We start from the raw sequence: 16,754 nt of genomic DNA on the forward strand, positions 1-16,754 counted from the left end.
GCGGCAGGGGTTGTCTCTTTCATGGGTCATTTTTTAACGTTATCTGCTTGCTATGTAAGCATTATAACCTATTTTTATCGTATTTTCTGTTTAAGTCCCACTAATGCCCGTCGCGTCTGGATTGCTTTGCTAGAAAAAGAGATTGAGTTTGAATTGGTGTCGATGAAATTAAACGGCGATCAGTTTCAACCAGATTTTTTGGATATTAGCCCTTTTCACCACATTCCGGTTTTGGCTGATGGCGATTTTCATTTAATAGAAAGTCTCGCTATGCTTGATTATCTGGAAGCTAAGTATCCGACGATCGCACTATTGCCACAGAATGCTCGGGATTTGGCGATCGTCCGCATGGTACAAATGGTAACAGTCAACGAATTGACACCAGCGCTGAGTCCCTTTGTCCGCCAGACTTTCGGCGGCGCAGGCGAACCCGAGAATCTGGAAAAATCTGCGCTGCAAGTGGCGGCGGTACTCAGATTTTTTGAGGAGTTGTTGGGCGATACACCTTTTTTTGGCAGTAACACGATTACCCTGGCGGATGTTGTGGCTGGTGTTTCCGTGCCTTGGCTGCCCGAGTTAGGCTTGTCTTTGGAGGAATACCCCAAATTGGAGGATTGGTGCGATCGCTTAAATTCCCGCGCTTCTTGGAAAGAAACACAAGCCAGTCCGGAACTGGTGGAAGCTTTTAAAGCGCAGATGAAACAGTTGATGAAAGGTAAACAACAGCAGCCTTTAAATGATGAAATTAATGAGCTTAGAAGAGAAGATAAATAAGTGATTTATGGTTGGGTGGGGGCGGGTTTTTGAGATTGTCAATTATTGGCACGTATTGTTGGTGAACCCGCCCCTACAGCAATTATGTCTATTTACCAATGCCCCATGCCCCATGCCCCTATCCCCATGAACGACTTAATTTACAAATATCCCCCTCTCTTACCCGGCACTTTAATCAAGCGGTACAAACGATTTTTCGCAGAAATCGAACTGGCTTCGGGAGAAATTATCACCGCGCACTGTCCGAATACTGGCCCGATGACTGGTGTTTTAATTCCCGGCAATCCAGTGCTAGTATCTCCCAGTGACAATCCCAAACGCAAGTTAGCTTATACTTGGGAATTAATTAAAGTTTGCGATACTGTACCAACCTGGGTGGGAGTTAATACCGGGCTGCCAAATCGAGTAGTTAAATTAGCTTTGGAATTGCAATTGTTTCCTGAATTGGGAAATTACAGTTTGATTCAGCCGGAGGTTGTTTACGGAAAAGATAAAAAAAGTCGAGTGGATTTTTGGCTGAATGGTGGGGAAAAACCGATTTTTGTGGAAGTTAAAAATACAACTTGGGTTAAAGATACATTAGCTTTATTTCCCGATACAGTCACAGAACGGGGACAGAAACATTTAAGAGAATTGATCGAAGTGGTGCGGCAGGGTTCGAGGGCTGTAATGCTGTATTTTATTAATCGCGGCGATTGTACGGATTTTGCGCCTGGGGATAGTGCCGATCGCATTTACGGACAATTGTTCAGACAAGCTATTATTGAAGGTGTGGAAGTTTTGCCTTGCCGCTTTGACGTAACTCCCGAAGGTGTCCGGTATTTGGGTTTGGCAAAACTGGATATTTGACAGTTGACCGCTTGACAGTTTGAGAGCAACCTCTACCTAGAAGGAAGAGGATTGGAGTAATGAATAGTCTGACTTTAATTTCTCCCTCAAATGATTCCGGCTTTCAACCAATTCTTTCTGGTAACTGTTGCTTTGAGGATCGAAAATCCGTGAACCGAGTAACTCCCGTCGTCGATGAAAAAGCAAACCGGATCGATTACCTTTTTTGTTTAGAAACAGGCAAGATGCCCGTTCCACAATATAGCCTTTCTCACAAAGATGAGGTATGACTGACAGCTTACATAACCTCCTAGACAAAGAGGGCTCTCTTCCCAACAACGTCCGCGAATCTTTCTGAGAACCACAATACATGAATTTTCTTGTGGGGAGTAGGGGTTGGGCATCCTGCCCGCGCCAAAATACAATTTAGATGCGGGACAACTTACTTAAAAAAAGAGGCAATTTAATCTGCCAAATCTGGGAAAACTTCCCGGACGGCCGGATGCACCAGTCGGTGATTCTGCACGTTCAATCCCTTCGCCAAACTCGGATTCATTTCCAAAGCTTTAATCCCGTTATTTGCCAACTGCAAAACATAAGGCAAAGTGCTGTTATTCAAAGCTTGAGTAGCTGTCCAAGGCACTGCACCGGGCATATTTGGTACGCCATAATGCACAACTCCTTCCTCTACATAAGTAGGATTTGTGTGAGAAGTTACTCGCAAAGTTTCGACACAGCCACCTTGATCGACGGCTACGTCAACAATTACAGAACCGGGCTGCATTTTGGCGACAAATTCGCGCAAAAGTAGCACCGGAGCTCTTTTTCCTAAGACTAGAACTGCACCGATTAATAAGTCAGCATCGGGAACAACTGCTTCTATTTGCAAAGGACTGCTGTAAAGGTATTCTACTCTGGAACCGAATAAAGTTTCCAAGTAGGCTAGCCGATCGACATTTACATCTAAAATCTGCACCCTAGCGCCCATTCCGACAGCAATGCGGGCTGCTTCTGTGCCGACGATTCCGCCGCCCAAAATTACAACTTTGCCCGGTCTTACCCCCGGTACGCCCCCCAAAAGTACGCCTTTGCCGCCTTGCTGTCGTTCCAGAAACCGAGCACCGAACTGCACGGCCAAACGCCCTGCAATAATGCTCATCGGGGTTAGCAGGGGCAATTTCCTGTCGGGGAGTTCGACGGTTTCGTAGGCGATAGCCTGGACTCCGCTGTTGATTAAGTGCTCGGTTAATGTGCGATCGGCTGCTAAGTGCAAATATGTAAATAGCAACTGCTCTTTTTCAATCAGCGGATACTCAGTAGGTAATGGTTCCTTAACTTTGACAATTAGTTGCCGGTTCCAGACATCTGAAGCCTTCGAGACAATCTTCGCCCCGGCTTCAATGTAGTCCTCATCAGCAAAACCAGCCCCAGCCCCAGCATTCGTTTCGACGAAAACTGTGTGGCCTTTGTCCGAACAAGCCCGCACGCTGGTGGGACTGAGTCCGACTCGAAACTCTAAATCCTTGATTTCCTTGGGGACGCCTATTTCCATCTATAACCTCAAATTTCAGGCTTATGTCGATCGAATTTAACGCAAAAATCAGCCCTAGCGGGACAATACCATTGGAGATTTTAGATTTGGGAATCGGGCTGGGCTAGGAGAATATTTGTTTGATTTTCAGCCATTGCGATCGCAATTTCCAAAATTTGTCATTTTCCATAAGGTCGATCGATCTTTTAGCCTGCTCCAACTCTAACTCAAGCTGCTGCATCCGAGCTTGCGAACTCTGCAATTGGGACTTAACCTCCTGCAACTGAATTCGCACCTCCTTTTCCCCAGTATTTTTCTTAATCGCAATATCGTGATAGCCTAGGAACTGAAGCGCCAGAAATACTATTTCCCAGTCATTCGCAATACAAAACTCATTAACTGCTTTCGCCACACCGTAAGGCATGATTTCGCATACAGACCAATTCGTATAATCGTTAAAAACCATCATCCCGTCAGATTTCACCTTTGTATAACCTCGATTGATATCTTTGCATACACCTTCATAAGAATGATCGGCATCGATGTAAATCCAATCAAAATACTCTTCTGGAAAACCGCCTAAAATTGTCGATGAATCACCTTCGTGAAGTTCGACAGTCCCATTTTCTATCCCTGCTTGCAATAGGGGATTTTGTTTGCGATCGATTTCCGCTTTAAATGCCTCGAAATTACCATCAATTAAATGCAGCTTTTGGGGCTGGGTAATAGCAAGTATTTTCTCGGCAAATCGCCCATATTGAGTGCCAACCTCTGCAACCACACTATTTTTAGGTAAACATTCCAATATTTTGATGCGACTTTCAACCAGGCGACAGTTTTTGACATGGCAATTTTGCAGTGTTGGCGAAACAAGTACCAATGGATTGTCATTAAAATTATTCCATTTCTCATTATCCCAGCCTTCAGTCGCTGCTAAAAAATTTTGTTTGTATTGCAGAAAGTCAAACATACGATCGCAAAAGTAAGAGAACTTTAATTTGAAAGTAAAGACTTCAGTCCTTACTTTTCCTATATCCTATATAATTTAACAGCAACGATTCACCGCGTCTCAAAAAAAATGCCACGCATACCTACATTAACATTCGATCGCGGAACGCTCCTACTGCACCCGCCGCCCAAAGGCCGAGACTGGGCGGATTTTGCCACGTGGGACGATCGCGTGGAAAAATTTCGCATTCGAGCAATTCACTACCGCCCGCTGGTAGAATCGCTTCAGGCCGACTGCACTAACTTCACCGACGACGCCCGCGGATACGAACTACTCGAACTCGTATCCAGCGTGGCAATGCAGCCTTACCCGCACCAACAAGAAGCCCTAGCAGCTTGGCAAGAAGCAGGAAGCCAAGGAGTAGTCGTCCTCCCCACGGCTTCGGGCAAAACTTATGTGGCCCAATTAGCCATGCAAGTCACAGGCCGCAGTACATTAGTCGTAGTACCAACTCTCGATTTAATGCACCAGTGGTACGCTAATTTGAAAGCAGCTTTTCCCGACATCGAAATTGGATTGTTAGGCGGAGGTTCGCGGGACAAAACGCCAATTTTAGTAGCAACCTACGACAGCGCCAGCATTCACGCCGAAACCTTGGGGAATAAATACGGCTTGCTGGTGTTTGACGAATGCCACCATTTACCAACGGACTTTTATCGAGTAATATCCGAATATGCGATCGCGCCTTTTCGACTCGGACTGACAGCAACACCCGATCGCACAGACGGACGCCACAGCGACTTACACTTCCTCATCGGCCCCACAGTATATAGCAAAAAACCCGAAGATTTAGCAGGCGACGCCTTAGCCGACCATAAAATAGTGCAAATCATGGTCAAACTGTCAAAAGAAGAAACCGATCGCTACAGCGAAGCCATGAACATTCGCAACGACTTCCTCAAACAGTCCAACATCAAAATATCCAGCCTCGAAGGATGGAAACAGTTTATCATGGCCAGCGCGCGATCGCCCCTAGGAAGGCGCGCCATGATTGCCCACCGCCAAGCCAAAGAAATCGCCCTTTGTACCGAAGGAAAACTGCGAATCTTAGCTCAAATTTTAGCCGAACACTCTCCCCAGCGCACCCTAATCTTCACCGGAGACAACGCCACAGTCTACCGAATTTCCCAAGAATTTCTCATCCCCACAATTACCCACCAAACCCCAGTCAAAGAAAGGCACGAAATCCTGGATAAATTTCGCAGCGGGGAATACAAAACCCTAGTCGCATCCCACGTTCTCAACGAAGGAGTGGACGTACCCGACGCCAGAATTGCTATTATACTGTCAGGTACGGGAAGCGAACGCGAATACATCCAAAGATTGGGTCGAGTTTTGCGAAAAAGCAGCGATGTAAATAAACTAGCAATTCTCTACGAAGTCGTCACCGAAGACACCACCGAAGAAAGAACATCCCAGCGCCGCCGAGGCGGAATGCAAGTTCACAAACCCCAACCAAAAACACCAATAGAACCACCACCAGCAGAATATCCAAAATTAGAAACAGTCAAACCAACACCGATTTACGGAGTCAACCGAGAGACAACCAAAAAAGCAGCAGAAACACCAGCAAAATGGGGAGATGATGATGACATTCCCAAGACAACCAAAAAAGCCGCAGAATCACCCGCAAAATGGGGAGATGATGATGACATTCCCTGGTAGCACGCCTAAATTATTCCTTCTTCCTTCGATCAACTGTCAACTGTCAACTGTCAACTGTCAACTGTCAACTGTCAACTGTCAACTGTCAACTGTCAACTGTCAACTGTCAAATGCTACCAACCGATCTACTAAGCCACCGTCAAAACGGCGAATCAATCATCCCGCTACGCCTCAAGATAGATGCTAAAAATCTCGATGCGGCTACCGAAACGATCGCCTGCTTCCAAGAATCGATCGGCAAAACCCAAGGCGAACTCGACGGACGCTTGCTAGAATTAGAAGGCGACAGCCCCGACTATCGGCTGAAACGGGGATTAGCGCACCTCCTCAAAGGCGGTTTCTCTACTTTGGAAGTCGTCAGCCCCCTAGAACCATTGGAGTTGAGACAGCGCGTATTTGCCTTGTCAGCGCGATCGACACCCAGCCCACAATCCACCCAAATAACCCTCGAAACAGTAGCCACAGAGCTCAGCCAAGACTTAAACAGAGAAGTTTTTACCCACGAAATCAAAACAGGTTTATACGCCGATTTAAACGAAAACAAAATCCTCACCGAATTTGACGCACCAACACCCGAAAACTTACTTCACAGATACAACCTTTCCCAAGTCCAAGGCATATTTTACCGAGCAAGTCAAGTTCAATTAACCGCGCACCGCAACGATCCAGGAGAATACAAACTCCTCTTTCGCTATTTAAAATTATTTCAATTAATGACCTACATCGAAGGCGATGCAGACCACGGATTTACCCTCACAATCGACGGCCCCACAAGCTTGTTCAAACCCAGCACCCGCTACGGCTTAGCCCTCGCCAAAATGCTGCCCGCACTCCTACACGTCACCAAATGGAGTATGCACTCAACTCTGCAAACCAAAGATGCTTTCAGCGGCGTTGTGAAAACAGGTAAATTCACCCTAAATTCCGACTGCGGTTTAGTCAGCCACTATCCCCCAGGCAAACCCTATGATAGTATGTTAGAAGCAGCATTTGCTGGCAGGTGGGATAGCTTAAAAACCGAGTGGAAACTCGAACGAGAAGTCGATCTAATTCCGATTCCCGGAAGCGTGATGATTCCCGACTTTCGGTTAGTCCATCCCGACGGACGAGTATTTATATTAGAAATAGTCGGCTATTGGCGGCCGGAGTATTTGCAAAAGAAATTTGCTCAAGTACACAAATCTGGATGCGACAACTTGATTTTAGCTATTTCCGAACGGCTGAATCTGGAAAAAGCCGGAGTCAATATCAAAGATGTTCCCGCAAAAATAGTTTGGTTTAAAGATAAATTGCAGCCAAAATCAGTCCTAGAAATCCTCGAATAGTACACCAATCAGTAGCAAACTTCTCTCTCCCTCTCTTCCTCTGCGCCCTCTGCGCCCTCTGCGGTTCAAACCTCTTAAATTAAATTATCCTAAAAGAACGATCGCACATTCCAACATTCTAGTAAAATAGAAACATCCCCAAAACCTTGCCACCGCGTAGTCTCACCCCCAAACCAATCAAAAAATGGTAGAAACAAGCATTGTCGAAAAAATCAAAAAGCTGTTAGCCCTCGCCACCTCATCCAACGAAAACGAATCAACCGCTGCGGCAGCAAAAGCTTCCGTTTTACTGGCGCAGTACAATCTCAGCCTCGCCGATTTAGGCCCCAATCACCAAGAAGAGATCGATCAAAGCGGAGTTGAGACAACATCCAAATTTGTCACTTGGAAAATGATCCTGTTTTCGGGAATTGCGGAAGCCAACGGTTGTACAGGTATGCGGAACAATTATAGTGGTAGTATGTTTTTGGTGGGAAGCTCTACAAATCTGATTGTTTGCAAGCACCTGTATGAATATTTGAGTTCTGCGATCGAGAAACGGGCGAAATATCGCAAAGGAAGCGGCCGGGGACTGGCGTATCTGAACGCTTTTCGGGTGGGATGCGCCACAAGGTTGCGACAAAGGCTGCTGGAACAAAAGCGGGAGATGGAGGAGTCGGGGATTCCGGGCTCGGTTGATACAGCGGCTACTCCTGCTATTGTAGTGCGATCGATGTTTGAGAAGAATGAACAGGCGATCGCAGATTATTTAGAAAGCCAAGGAGTTAAAGTCAAAACCCGAGCCGGTGCTCAAATCAGCAGCGAAGTCGGTTTTAATTCCGGTTATGAAGTAGGCGACAAAATTAGCTTGCAGAAGCAAGTGCAACCGGAAGGAGAACAAAAAAAACTTAATCAATCTCTGTGAGTTTAACTATAATTTCACAATCAACTTATATTGTTAATTGCTATGCCCTACAGTTCTTTCACCACAATCGGTAAAGTCAAGGAAGCATTTAATCTAACCACTGTAGAAGCAGTTCGTTTTTTGCCTAACATTGACCCAATTCCCCCTTCTCAAACATTGATTGCTTTTTTGGAAGAAAGCTTACCGTTAGCCTCATCTGCAAGCGAAAAAGCTCGTTCAGAAGGAATTATTTATCCTGTCTTGTTAGAAGCGAGACGAATTTTACAGCGACGAGTCAGTTTATTTTCAGGAGAAGACTTCACAGTAGATGAATCAATGGGATTAAACGGCGTGTGTGATTTTCTCTTTAGCCGTTCCGAAGAAATTCTAGAAATTGAAGCACCGGCAGTTATCATTGTGGAAGCAAAGAAATCTGACATCAGAACAGGATTCGGACAATGTATTGCTGAAATGGTGGCTGCACAAAAATTTAATGAGGCTAAGAAAAAGCCAATTCCTATCATTTACGGTTCAGTCACCAATGGCACTCAGTGGCGATTTTTGAAACTAGAAGGGCAAACAGTGACAATTGACTTGATTGATTATCCACTGCCTCCTGTCGATCAAATTTTGGGCTTTTTGGTATGGATGGCACGGGAAATTTAGCTGATTTGATTTGGACTTATGCTACTGCGTCACATCAGGTAGGGTGTATAATATAGGTAGCTGCGAATTCAAGTTAATCTATACGGGTAAAAATTTATTTTACAACTTATTTTACAACAAGGTTAAAACAGCAATTAAAACAGATAAGTGGATCATTGCTGAGGCGACATAAAGCTCCCTGTAAACTGGAATGAATTTTTTTGGAGACACTTTAGGAACTGCTTCACCATCTACAAACTCATAATATACGTCTCCGTCGGGCAACGCTAGAAATTCTTCTAAAGTGAGTTTGGTTCCGATTCCTACCATGACTCGTAGCCCTCTCGCTAATTAATTCAAATATCAATTATACAAAATTTCCCAACATTCCTCAAAAAAGACCCGGCGGTTGAAACCGCGGCTACAGAAACAAAACCCGCCTCCGCGGGTTGAAGAATAGGCGGTTAAAATTACGTTATTTCCCAACATTCCTCAAAAAAGACCCGGCGGTTGAAACCGCGACTATACAAACAAAACCCGCCTCCGCGGGTTGAAGAATAGGCGGTGAAAATTACGTTTTACATTATTCTCTTGAGTCCGCGGAGGCGGACGAAAGTTTGTGTAGACGCGGTTTCAACCCCCGTCCGATCTTTGTTTGTGTAAACGCGGTTTCAACCGCCGTCTTACTTTACTTCACCCAAGCACGATGAGCCATCAAAGCCGCAAACGGCTGCACTCCCCGCAACTGATTCGACAGCGGCAAATGACCCCTCGGCGCGCTCAAATCCCAAATAAACTCTTGCGGATACCGCGTCCAATTATTCCCCTTCTTCCACCCAATTAACGGCCACAACTTATCCCAATTCTTGCCCGAACTCAGCCAAATTTCCCGCTGTACCGAAAAGCCAAATTTGCCTTCCGAATGAACTTTCCACAGGGTATTAATTGTTTGCAAATCTGCCACAGGCAAACTTTCAACTTCCGTAAAATACAACCACTTTCTCGCGGCAGCAGTCTCGCCCGCCAACCCACAAAGTTTGTTTAAAGTCAACAGATCGGCTTCTTGAAATTCCTGTAGGGCCAATAATTGTTGCAGCGGAGTGTAGTCAATGTTAGAGTCCGATCGCAATTGCACTACTCCAGTCGGAAAATTCGCCTGCAAAAACTCCCTCGCTCTGGCAGAATCCGCACAATAAAGAATTTGGTAAGCCTTACCCATTACCGCCGTCGGTTCCTCCGACTTGCGCTCTAATAAAAATTCCATCAACACATCCCAGCCTGCATCTGCTATGTGTTGTTGCAGCAGTTGCAGTTGAGTTTTCTCTGAACCCGACCTCAACTGTGAGCGGAGTTCGGCTGTATCGGCGGCCGAGTCTAATGGAGAAGTAGAAATCGAGTCAGTCATGGGAAACTATCAGCTATCAGCTATCAGCTATCAGCAATTAGCTGAAGCCCTGGTTTTCCTCCATTGTACAATGCTACTGACTCCGATTTACTTCTCTGTACTCCGATGGTTGTGCGCTGCACGACGAGCTAACCTCGCCGCGATCGCACATTCCTCGTCAATGGGAGCGATAGCAAATAGCTTTACCCTCAGATTTTTGCGATCGCTCCCATGTAAAAGAGTTTTTCTTGAACCTAGTCGTCCACGATGGAAACCCATGCAGAGAACGAAGGCGGAAAAAAGTTGATGTCATATTCCGAGTCTTCCCACTCTTTCACCCACAGCGGTACAACGCCCGGGCGAGGAGTTTCCGCAAAGATCCGTTCCTTGGATTCGATCGAGTGAAATAGCTGTTTCAAAGTATCTCCCCGATCCAAAGCTTCGCTGAGGATGTCGTCCAACTCAGGATCGACCCGTTTGACGCGGTTTTTGTCCTCTTCAAGCCACAGAAGTTTCAAAGACTTCAGATCCCTCGGACTGAGAATGCTCTTGTAGTACACGCGCTTGAGCGTCGCTACGGGCTCCAACGAGCGTTCGATCCGGCGAATTTGCTGAACTCGCAGGTAGTGCCATTCCGCTAAACGCTTCCGTTCCGAAGGCGCGAGAGTTTCCTTCCCCGCTGAGTGTTTGTAGTCATAGTTAATCAAACTGCAAGCCATATTAGCCAGCAGGTGAATTAACTGTTTTTCTTTGGGTGTCGCCTGACGCCGTTCCTGGGTTCTTGTCAATACGCGCTGTCTGCGGGTAGTTTCGAGAGTATTTTCCATTGGGTTTTTACGAGATGAAATACGATTGTGCCAGATCCGAATCCCGAACATCAGAAGGTAAGGAAGTTCCTAGGCGGGGAAACTCCACCGACAGACTCGCCTTACCTGTTTATTTTCCCATTCACTTTGTTGAGACTTCAACTCCCCGGATTAGGTGGACTGATATTCGGCCCGAGTTTTTACCCCCTTGAGCCAAGGTGGTGGCGACAACAAATACACCACAAACACGATCGCAATCACAACCGCAGCGCCGGCGAACCACTCAGAGGGCTAATTATTTCCGGCCTTTGCCTGTCTTTACCTCTTCTTGCTCTCCATCTTCATTCGTTCCAGTGTAGTTAATGTCGGGACGACTCTCAAGAGCAGTCAAACTGCTGGTTGATGAAGATTGTGGGACGATCGCAAAAGCGCTGGCCCTGCTTGTATGGAATAAGCCGATGCCACCGGAGGCAATTACTGCTAATACTAAGATGCTGTTTTTCATGTTCGATGACCCTGATTTAACGTAGATAGACACCTTTTGGCTAACCCGATCTGTCAGAAGTGGGTTGATGCAATAGCCCACTTGTCTTCTGATAAATCTGCCTGCCATAATCAATACAGACAGGCACACCCGAAGAGCGATCGGAAACGCCGGAAGTGACGTGTTACTTATGTCCACGATCATCCACCAACCAGATTTTTTTGGGTAGTGGGGCTAAGGCCATCAGGGCGTCGATCCATCAGGGAGTTATGCCATCAGGGTGCTCATCTATCGGGTAGTTAATTCATCAGGGCGCATCTTCTACTACAATTAGCCACAAACTTAACTTTAATCGTTGAGCCAGTGGCTAGCAGCGCACTGACAGCGCTTTTAAGAATTAAACTTTTTGTGGATTTATCCCCAAAAGTTTGTTCTTAAAAATTCCCCCACGCGAAAGCCGGGGAAGTGTCAGCGGCATGGAATTCCATGCAATCTAAGTCAACTAAAAAAAACGCAGATTAACGATATCTCCCACTCAAGCAGTCCTCAGCCAAACGCTGGGGTTTTTTATTGGTAGCAGCCATTCCAGTGCTTTGACTGGACGGCATTCGGTAGCCAGCCCCCAAGGCAGAACCTTAGGCAGTACCTTAGGCAGTACCTTAAAGGCGCTGCGGTTATGAGTTTCCCTGGCAACATCATACCATCGGGTGAAATTCAAAGTATGATTGTAAAAAAATGTGAACCCAATGGCGTTTGGGCATTTTCAATCCGGTTGAGTAAAAATTCAGATGAGGATGCGAACGAGTACAAACAAAAAAGTGCCGGAGTACGATCGCCCTCCTGGCTGGATTTACGGTTGGTTGCAAAGATACGGTAAAGATTGACAATGACAACGCTGAGTTAGTAGACAATAGAGAAAGAGTCACAAAAATTTCAACCACAGTAACACCAGTTCAAAAAAAGAACGCAACTGTAGGTAAACTCCAAACCCTGGTTGAATAAGCATTGACCAATCTCAAATCTAAAATAGTATGAGCTGGCAATAATTGCAATTTGTAACTTTTCCATCGCACAGCATAGGGGCGCAGCATCTTGATGAATTCGCAGATGACAGCAGAAGTCCACTCAACCAACCAATATCAAGTCGGAGGATATTTGCCTGCCGGTGCGCCCACCTATGTCAGGCGATCGGCAGACAGCGAACTCTACCAAGGACTCAAAGCCGGACAATTCTGCTACGTATTGAGTTCCCCACAAATGGGAAAGTCCAGCCTGCTAGTGCAAACGGCCAAAAGGTTGCAAGCAGAAGGTACAGCTTTTGCCGCCGTCAACCTGAGAAGCATTAGCAGCCCAGAAATTTCCCTGGAAAAGTGGTATGGCGCGATCGTCCACCGCATCGCCAGCAGCTTGCGCCTCACAAACAGGTTTGATGCCCTCAAGTGGTGGAACGATCGCGAAGTGCTATCCCCGGTGCAGCGATTGGAGATATTTATCGAAAAAGTTTTGCTCAAGTCACTGCGGCAAAATTTAGTCATTTTGATAGATGACATTGACACCACCAACATCCTCAATTTCAGTACCAGCGATTTTTTTGCCTCAATTCGAGGTTGTTATTCTAAGCGGGCAGAGCAACCAGAATACGATCGCCTGAATTTTGCGGTTTTCGGAGTAGCAGCCCCGTCACAATTGATCCGAGATCCAAGCTGCAACCCTTTTAATATTGGACGACCAATTAATTTAAGTCGATTGCAACTAGACGAAAGTGTGTCACTAACAAAAGGATTGGCACTCAAAGCTTTTCGTCCCCAAAAAGTGCTCCAAGAAATATTTACTTGGACGGACGGTCAACCTTTTCTGACTCAAAGACTGTGCCAATTGGTGCTTGAATACGGGTCTTTTATTGGCAGAAATTGCGAAGCCCAGCAGGTGGAACAACTGCTCAAACACAGAATTATTAAAAATTGGGAAGACTGGGACGAACCCCCACATTTGACAGCAATTCGCGATCGCATTTTCTACAGCCGCTGCGATCTCACCAGGCTGTTAACGCTGTACCAGAAAATTTTGCAACCGCCCGACCCCAAAAAACCGGAAGAATTGCCAGGAGTTGCTGTCGATTATTCTCCCGAACAAATCGAATTGCAACTGTCAGGATTGGTGGTCAAATCTCATGGTAAATTAATAGCTGCTAACCTAGTTTATCAATCTGTTTTCAATCAGTTTTGGGTGGAAAAAGAACTGGGAAATCTGGCTCCCTACCGCGAGGCCTTGGCAGCATGGCTGGCTTCGGATCGCGAAGATAAGTCGCAGTTATTGACGGGGGAAACTTTGCAGTCAGCCTTGGATTGGGCGGCAAACAAACAATTAAGCCAAGAACACTATTGGTTCTTGAATCCCGGAACTTTTCAGAAAAAACCGACAGTCGCTGTCGCACAAGTTGTACAAAGCAGCCCAGACATCGGTGCAGAGAGAATTCTCACCCCGCCCTCAGATACTTTTCTATCGGGGAGCAACGAACAGATATTGTACGATCACATCGTCTCCTGCGTGGAACGAGAATCCCCCGCACAGATAATCGAGCGGTTCCGCAAACTATTTATCGACGGTATGGGCTACCCCGATCGCGAAATAGAAGCAACTTTGTACAATATCATCTCCGTCAAGCGATCGGATCGGGAGTTTAAATATATCATCCACCGCTGCTGTTACATCCCGATCAACCGTTGGCAATTGCACTCACAGCACAAATTGAGTATTGCAAATTTAGTAGCTTTATTTAAACAGACTTCTCCCCGATTCGGGATGGAATTTTACATAGTCAAGCGCTTGCAAGAACAAATAGAATTCTTTACTAAAAGTGCAGAATTCCAGACCCTAGAGCGCTTAGTAAAAGCAGTAGAACAAGAGCCACAACCGCAGAAACAAGATAGTCATGCTCCTTTGGGCGAATTGATTTGTCGCTATCCTTATTTGTACGGGCATTCTTTGCTGAGCAAGGAGAGCGTGGAGGAAGACCAGCAAACCATCAAAAAGCTGGAAAATCAAAGACAGCGACTATTTGAAAAAAACTTGTCTCAATATTTAAATTATTTGGTTGAGCCGAGAAATACAGAAATAGGAATTGTACAGCCGACGCCAAATCCCACACTTTTGAACGATGCGGAATTGCACTTAGCTGTTAGGGAATTTGCCGGGAAAGTAACAGACGATCGCAGCCACAAAGAATCGGCTCAATTTTTTTTGAGAGATGCCAGGAAAACTCAATCCTACAGCTCATTTAAAGTGGATTTATATGAATATTTGATATCATCGGTAGAACCAGAATATGGCGGTCGTCAATTTAATGATAAGTTGTACAAGTACATCAAAAATACATTTCCGGAAAACGACTCGGCGAAATTAAATAATATATTGTTAGCTCAGACTTGCAACCAGTTATTCAACTTTTTAGTAGTGGAAAATTCCCAACATCCCAACCACTACATTTTTTATGACTTAGTATACAACCTCGGGCCCAGCAGGACAATGGGTTTGCTGCTGAAAATATTACTGCTTTCTGGCAAAGTTAAACCTGAGTTGGAAAAGCGATTTTCTATTTTGTTCAATCACTATGAAGGTAAAGCTTCTGATGAAATTATGTGGTTTATAAAATCATTGGAAAATTTAAATGTGGCCTTAGTGGTAAATTTTGGGAAGACGGATTTGTCTTTGGTTAAACAGCATCTTATTTTGAATTGAAAGATCAGCATAGCGGTTTACTTCAAGTTCTATCGGGCAAATATCAGTGATATAATAAATTATGTTGAGTATACAGCAAAATTATGCCAACCCAAACGCTCACAGATTATTTCAACTTTCTCACTCCCAGCGATATTCGACTGAAAGGGACAAGAATTGGCATTGAAACAATTCTTTATGATTACATCGATTGCGGTCGCGCACCTGATGAAATTGCCCAAACTTATCCTTCCCTCACCCTCGAACAAGTTTATGCGACAATTCTGTATTATCTCCAAAATCAAGAACCTGTGAGTGATTACCTCAAAAATTGGATAGAACACGGTCACAAAATGAGAGAAGAACAGCGCCTTAATCCCCCGCCTGTTTCTGAAAAGCTCCGCCAACTGAGGGCAGAAAGAAAAGCCAAAACTAGCCCATGAACCTGCAATACCTAATTGATGAAAATGTCAATCCAATTTATCCCAATCAAATTAGGCAACGAGAACCAGAGATCGCCGTCAAAGTAGTGGGAGAACCGGAAACACCGCCGAAAGGAACTCTCGATCCAGAAATTCTCTACTGGTGTGAAGATAATAACTGTGTTTTGGTGACAAATAACCGAACTTCTATGCCAGTGCACTTAGCCGAACATATGGCGGTAAATCGTCACATTCCAGGGATTTTTATCATCAATCCTAATTTAAGCATTGGCGAAAACCTAGAAGAATTGATTTTAGCGGCTCTGGCATCCCAAGAAAATGAATATCAAGATAGAATTGTTTTTCTACCTTTCCCTTAGCAGTTATTAATGTATTCGGGAGGAAACGATTTTTTTGCATTAGTCCGATCGCAATTTTAAAAGGCGCGCTACCCTATCGGTGTACCATTAACTATATGATCAGCTATCTCAAAGGCACAGTCGCCAATATCGCCAAAGGCAGCAACCGCGTTATTCTGACTCTCGAAGTTAGTGGAATTGGCTATGACATCCAAATTTTGCCGCGCGTGACTGGCCAATTACCAGCATCCGGCGAAGTCGCCCAAATCTTTACCCACCAGCAAGTTAAGGAAGACCAAATCGTATTGTACGGTTTTGGCAGCACGGCCGAACGCGATTTGTTTCGGCAGTTGACGAGTGTTAGCGGTGTGGGTGCTCAACTGGCGATCGCCCTTCTTGATACTTTAGGAATGCAAGATTTAGTTCAGGCGATCGTCGGCGGTAACACTCGCATCCTCGCCAAAACCCCCGGCGTGGGCACAAAAACCGCCGAACGCCTCGCCCTGGAACTCAAAAGCAAACTCTCGGAATGGAGACAGGAAGCAGGTTTGACAACTTCCGTGGCCGCCGGAGTCCCCGCAGCGATTCAAGAAGAAGTGGAGATGATTTTGCTGGCGATGGGATATACTGCGACGGAAGTCTTGCAAGCGCTGCAAACCCTCAGTCAAGACAGCAACTTGGCAAACAAAGCTAATGCAGATGATTGGATTCGTGAGGCGATCGCCTATTTAAGCCGATAATCGGCCACCCAATAGACTTCTTGCAAAATTTATGGCTAACACGGGCAAGATGCCCATCCCACAATTTTTTTCCTGTGGGATGGGCTGGAATAAACACCATGGAGGGGCGTCCCGCCCATCCGACATTTTTTTTCCTGTGGGATGGGCGTCTCGCCCGTCCTAAGTAGGGCTTGCAATTGAAG

18 protein-coding genes are annotated in these 16,754 nt (G+C 45.6%); 11 read left to right on the forward strand and 7 right to left on the reverse strand.

Translation table 11 applies throughout. The features are described from left to right. The 3 genes from JGK20_RS18365 to JGK20_RS18375 all read left to right on the forward strand — a co-directional run. Nucleotides 1-774, forward strand: a 774-nt coding sequence (locus tag JGK20_RS18365; RefSeq protein ID WP_366039144.1) for a glutathione S-transferase family protein, incomplete at its 5' end; no start/stop codon positions are given. Nucleotides 775-900: 126 nt separating this feature from the next. After that, the gene (gene sfsA, locus JGK20_RS18370; protein WP_293212192.1) at nt 901-1,623 is read left to right on the forward strand and encodes a DNA/RNA nuclease SfsA; all 723 of its coding nucleotides are present in this window, start codon (nt 901-903) and stop codon (nt 1,621-1,623) included. Between the two features lie 59 nt (nt 1,624-1,682). After that, entirely contained in the window at nt 1,683-1,892 is a 210-nt protein-coding gene (locus JGK20_RS18375; protein ID WP_293185622.1) for a hypothetical protein, read from the forward strand. A gap of 173 nt (nt 1,893-2,065) precedes the next feature. Here the strand turns inward: JGK20_RS18375 and ald are convergent, their stop codons facing one another. Continuing rightward, nucleotides 2,066-3,154, reverse strand: a complete 1,089-nt coding sequence (gene ald, locus JGK20_RS18380) for an alanine dehydrogenase (RefSeq protein WP_293212179.1) — start codon at nt 3,152-3,154, stop codon at nt 2,066-2,068. A 103-nt stretch (nt 3,155-3,257) separates the two neighbouring features. Beyond that, nucleotides 3,258-4,103 carry a class I SAM-dependent methyltransferase gene (locus JGK20_RS18385; protein ID WP_293185619.1) on the reverse strand — a complete coding sequence of 282 codons (846 nt, stop codon included), beginning with the start codon at nt 4,101-4,103 and terminating at the stop codon, nt 3,258-3,260. Between the two features lie 108 nt (nt 4,104-4,211). Here JGK20_RS18385 and JGK20_RS18390 point away from each other — a divergent pair, with 108 nt between their 5' ends. The 4 genes from JGK20_RS18390 (at nt 4,212) to JGK20_RS18405 (ending at nt 8,681) form a co-directional block, all read left to right on the forward strand. Next, nucleotides 4,212-5,807 (forward strand): DEAD/DEAH box helicase family protein, encoded by a 1,596-nt coding sequence (locus tag JGK20_RS18390; RefSeq protein WP_293196384.1) that lies wholly within the window; start codon nt 4,212-4,214, stop codon nt 5,805-5,807. A 110-nt stretch (nt 5,808-5,917) separates the two neighbouring features. Next, nucleotides 5,918-7,132 carry a DUF790 family protein gene (locus JGK20_RS18395; protein WP_293231672.1) on the forward strand — a complete coding sequence of 405 codons (1,215 nt, stop codon included), beginning with the start codon at nt 5,918-5,920 and terminating at the stop codon, nt 7,130-7,132. A gap of 184 nt (nt 7,133-7,316) precedes the next feature. Next, complete coding sequence (locus JGK20_RS18400; protein WP_293212175.1) at nt 7,317-8,036, forward strand: DUF2786 domain-containing protein; 720 nt, start codon at nt 7,317-7,319, stop codon at nt 8,034-8,036. Between the two features lie 42 nt (nt 8,037-8,078). Then, nucleotides 8,079-8,681, forward strand: coding sequence for a hypothetical protein (locus JGK20_RS18405; protein WP_293231674.1), 603 nt, complete (start codon nt 8,079-8,081; stop codon nt 8,679-8,681). A 111-nt stretch (nt 8,682-8,792) separates the two neighbouring features. On the opposite strand, the gene JGK20_RS34600 is transcribed toward JGK20_RS18405, so the two are convergent. The 5 genes from JGK20_RS34600 to JGK20_RS18430 form a co-directional block, all read right to left on the reverse strand. Then, nucleotides 8,793-8,990: a hypothetical protein gene (locus JGK20_RS34600; RefSeq protein WP_363319755.1), complete on the reverse strand. Its 198-nt coding sequence runs from the start codon at nt 8,988-8,990 to the stop codon at nt 8,793-8,795. Between the two features lie 358 nt (nt 8,991-9,348). Next, nucleotides 9,349-10,065: a GUN4 domain-containing protein gene (locus JGK20_RS18415; RefSeq protein WP_293196374.1), complete on the reverse strand. Its 717-nt coding sequence runs from the start codon at nt 10,063-10,065 to the stop codon at nt 9,349-9,351. Between the two features lie 233 nt (nt 10,066-10,298). Further along, nucleotides 10,299-10,871: a hypothetical protein gene (locus JGK20_RS18420; protein ID WP_293185604.1), complete on the reverse strand. Its 573-nt coding sequence runs from the start codon at nt 10,869-10,871 to the stop codon at nt 10,299-10,301. A 274-nt stretch (nt 10,872-11,145) separates the two neighbouring features. Continuing rightward, nucleotides 11,146-11,355 carry a hypothetical protein gene (locus JGK20_RS18425; protein WP_293185603.1) on the reverse strand — a complete coding sequence of 70 codons (210 nt, stop codon included), beginning with the start codon at nt 11,353-11,355 and terminating at the stop codon, nt 11,146-11,148. 514 nt (nt 11,356-11,869) lie between these two features. Continuing rightward, a complete protein-coding gene (locus tag JGK20_RS18430; protein WP_293185601.1) occupies nt 11,870-12,052 on the reverse strand; it encodes a hypothetical protein in 183 nt (60 codons plus the stop codon). Between the two features lie 389 nt (nt 12,053-12,441). On the opposite strand from JGK20_RS18430, the gene JGK20_RS18435 reads away from it, so the two are divergent. From JGK20_RS18435 to ruvA, 4 genes are all read left to right on the forward strand, one after another. After that, nucleotides 12,442-15,072 carry an AAA-like domain-containing protein gene (locus JGK20_RS18435; RefSeq protein WP_293231676.1) on the forward strand — a complete coding sequence of 877 codons (2,631 nt, stop codon included), beginning with the start codon at nt 12,442-12,444 and terminating at the stop codon, nt 15,070-15,072. Between the two features lie 83 nt (nt 15,073-15,155). Then, nucleotides 15,156-15,494 (forward strand): DUF433 domain-containing protein, encoded by a 339-nt coding sequence (locus tag JGK20_RS18440; protein WP_293185598.1) that lies wholly within the window; start codon nt 15,156-15,158, stop codon nt 15,492-15,494. After that, a complete protein-coding gene (locus tag JGK20_RS18445; protein ID WP_293212171.1) occupies nt 15,491-15,853 on the forward strand; it encodes a DUF5615 family PIN-like protein in 363 nt (120 codons plus the stop codon). The genes JGK20_RS18440 and JGK20_RS18445 overlap by 4 nt, the downstream gene beginning before the upstream one ends. Nucleotides 15,854-15,948: 95 nt before the next feature. Further along, the gene (ruvA, locus tag JGK20_RS18450) at nt 15,949-16,572 is read left to right on the forward strand and encodes a Holliday junction branch migration protein RuvA (RefSeq protein ID WP_293185596.1); all 624 of its coding nucleotides are present in this window, start codon (nt 15,949-15,951) and stop codon (nt 16,570-16,572) included. The last annotated feature ends 182 nt before the right edge of the window (nt 16,573-16,754 follow it).

This window comes from Microcoleus sp. PH2017_05_CCC_O_A (genome assembly GCF_020738785.1).
Lineage (GTDB): Bacteria > Cyanobacteriota > Cyanobacteriia > Cyanobacteriales > Microcoleaceae > Microcoleus.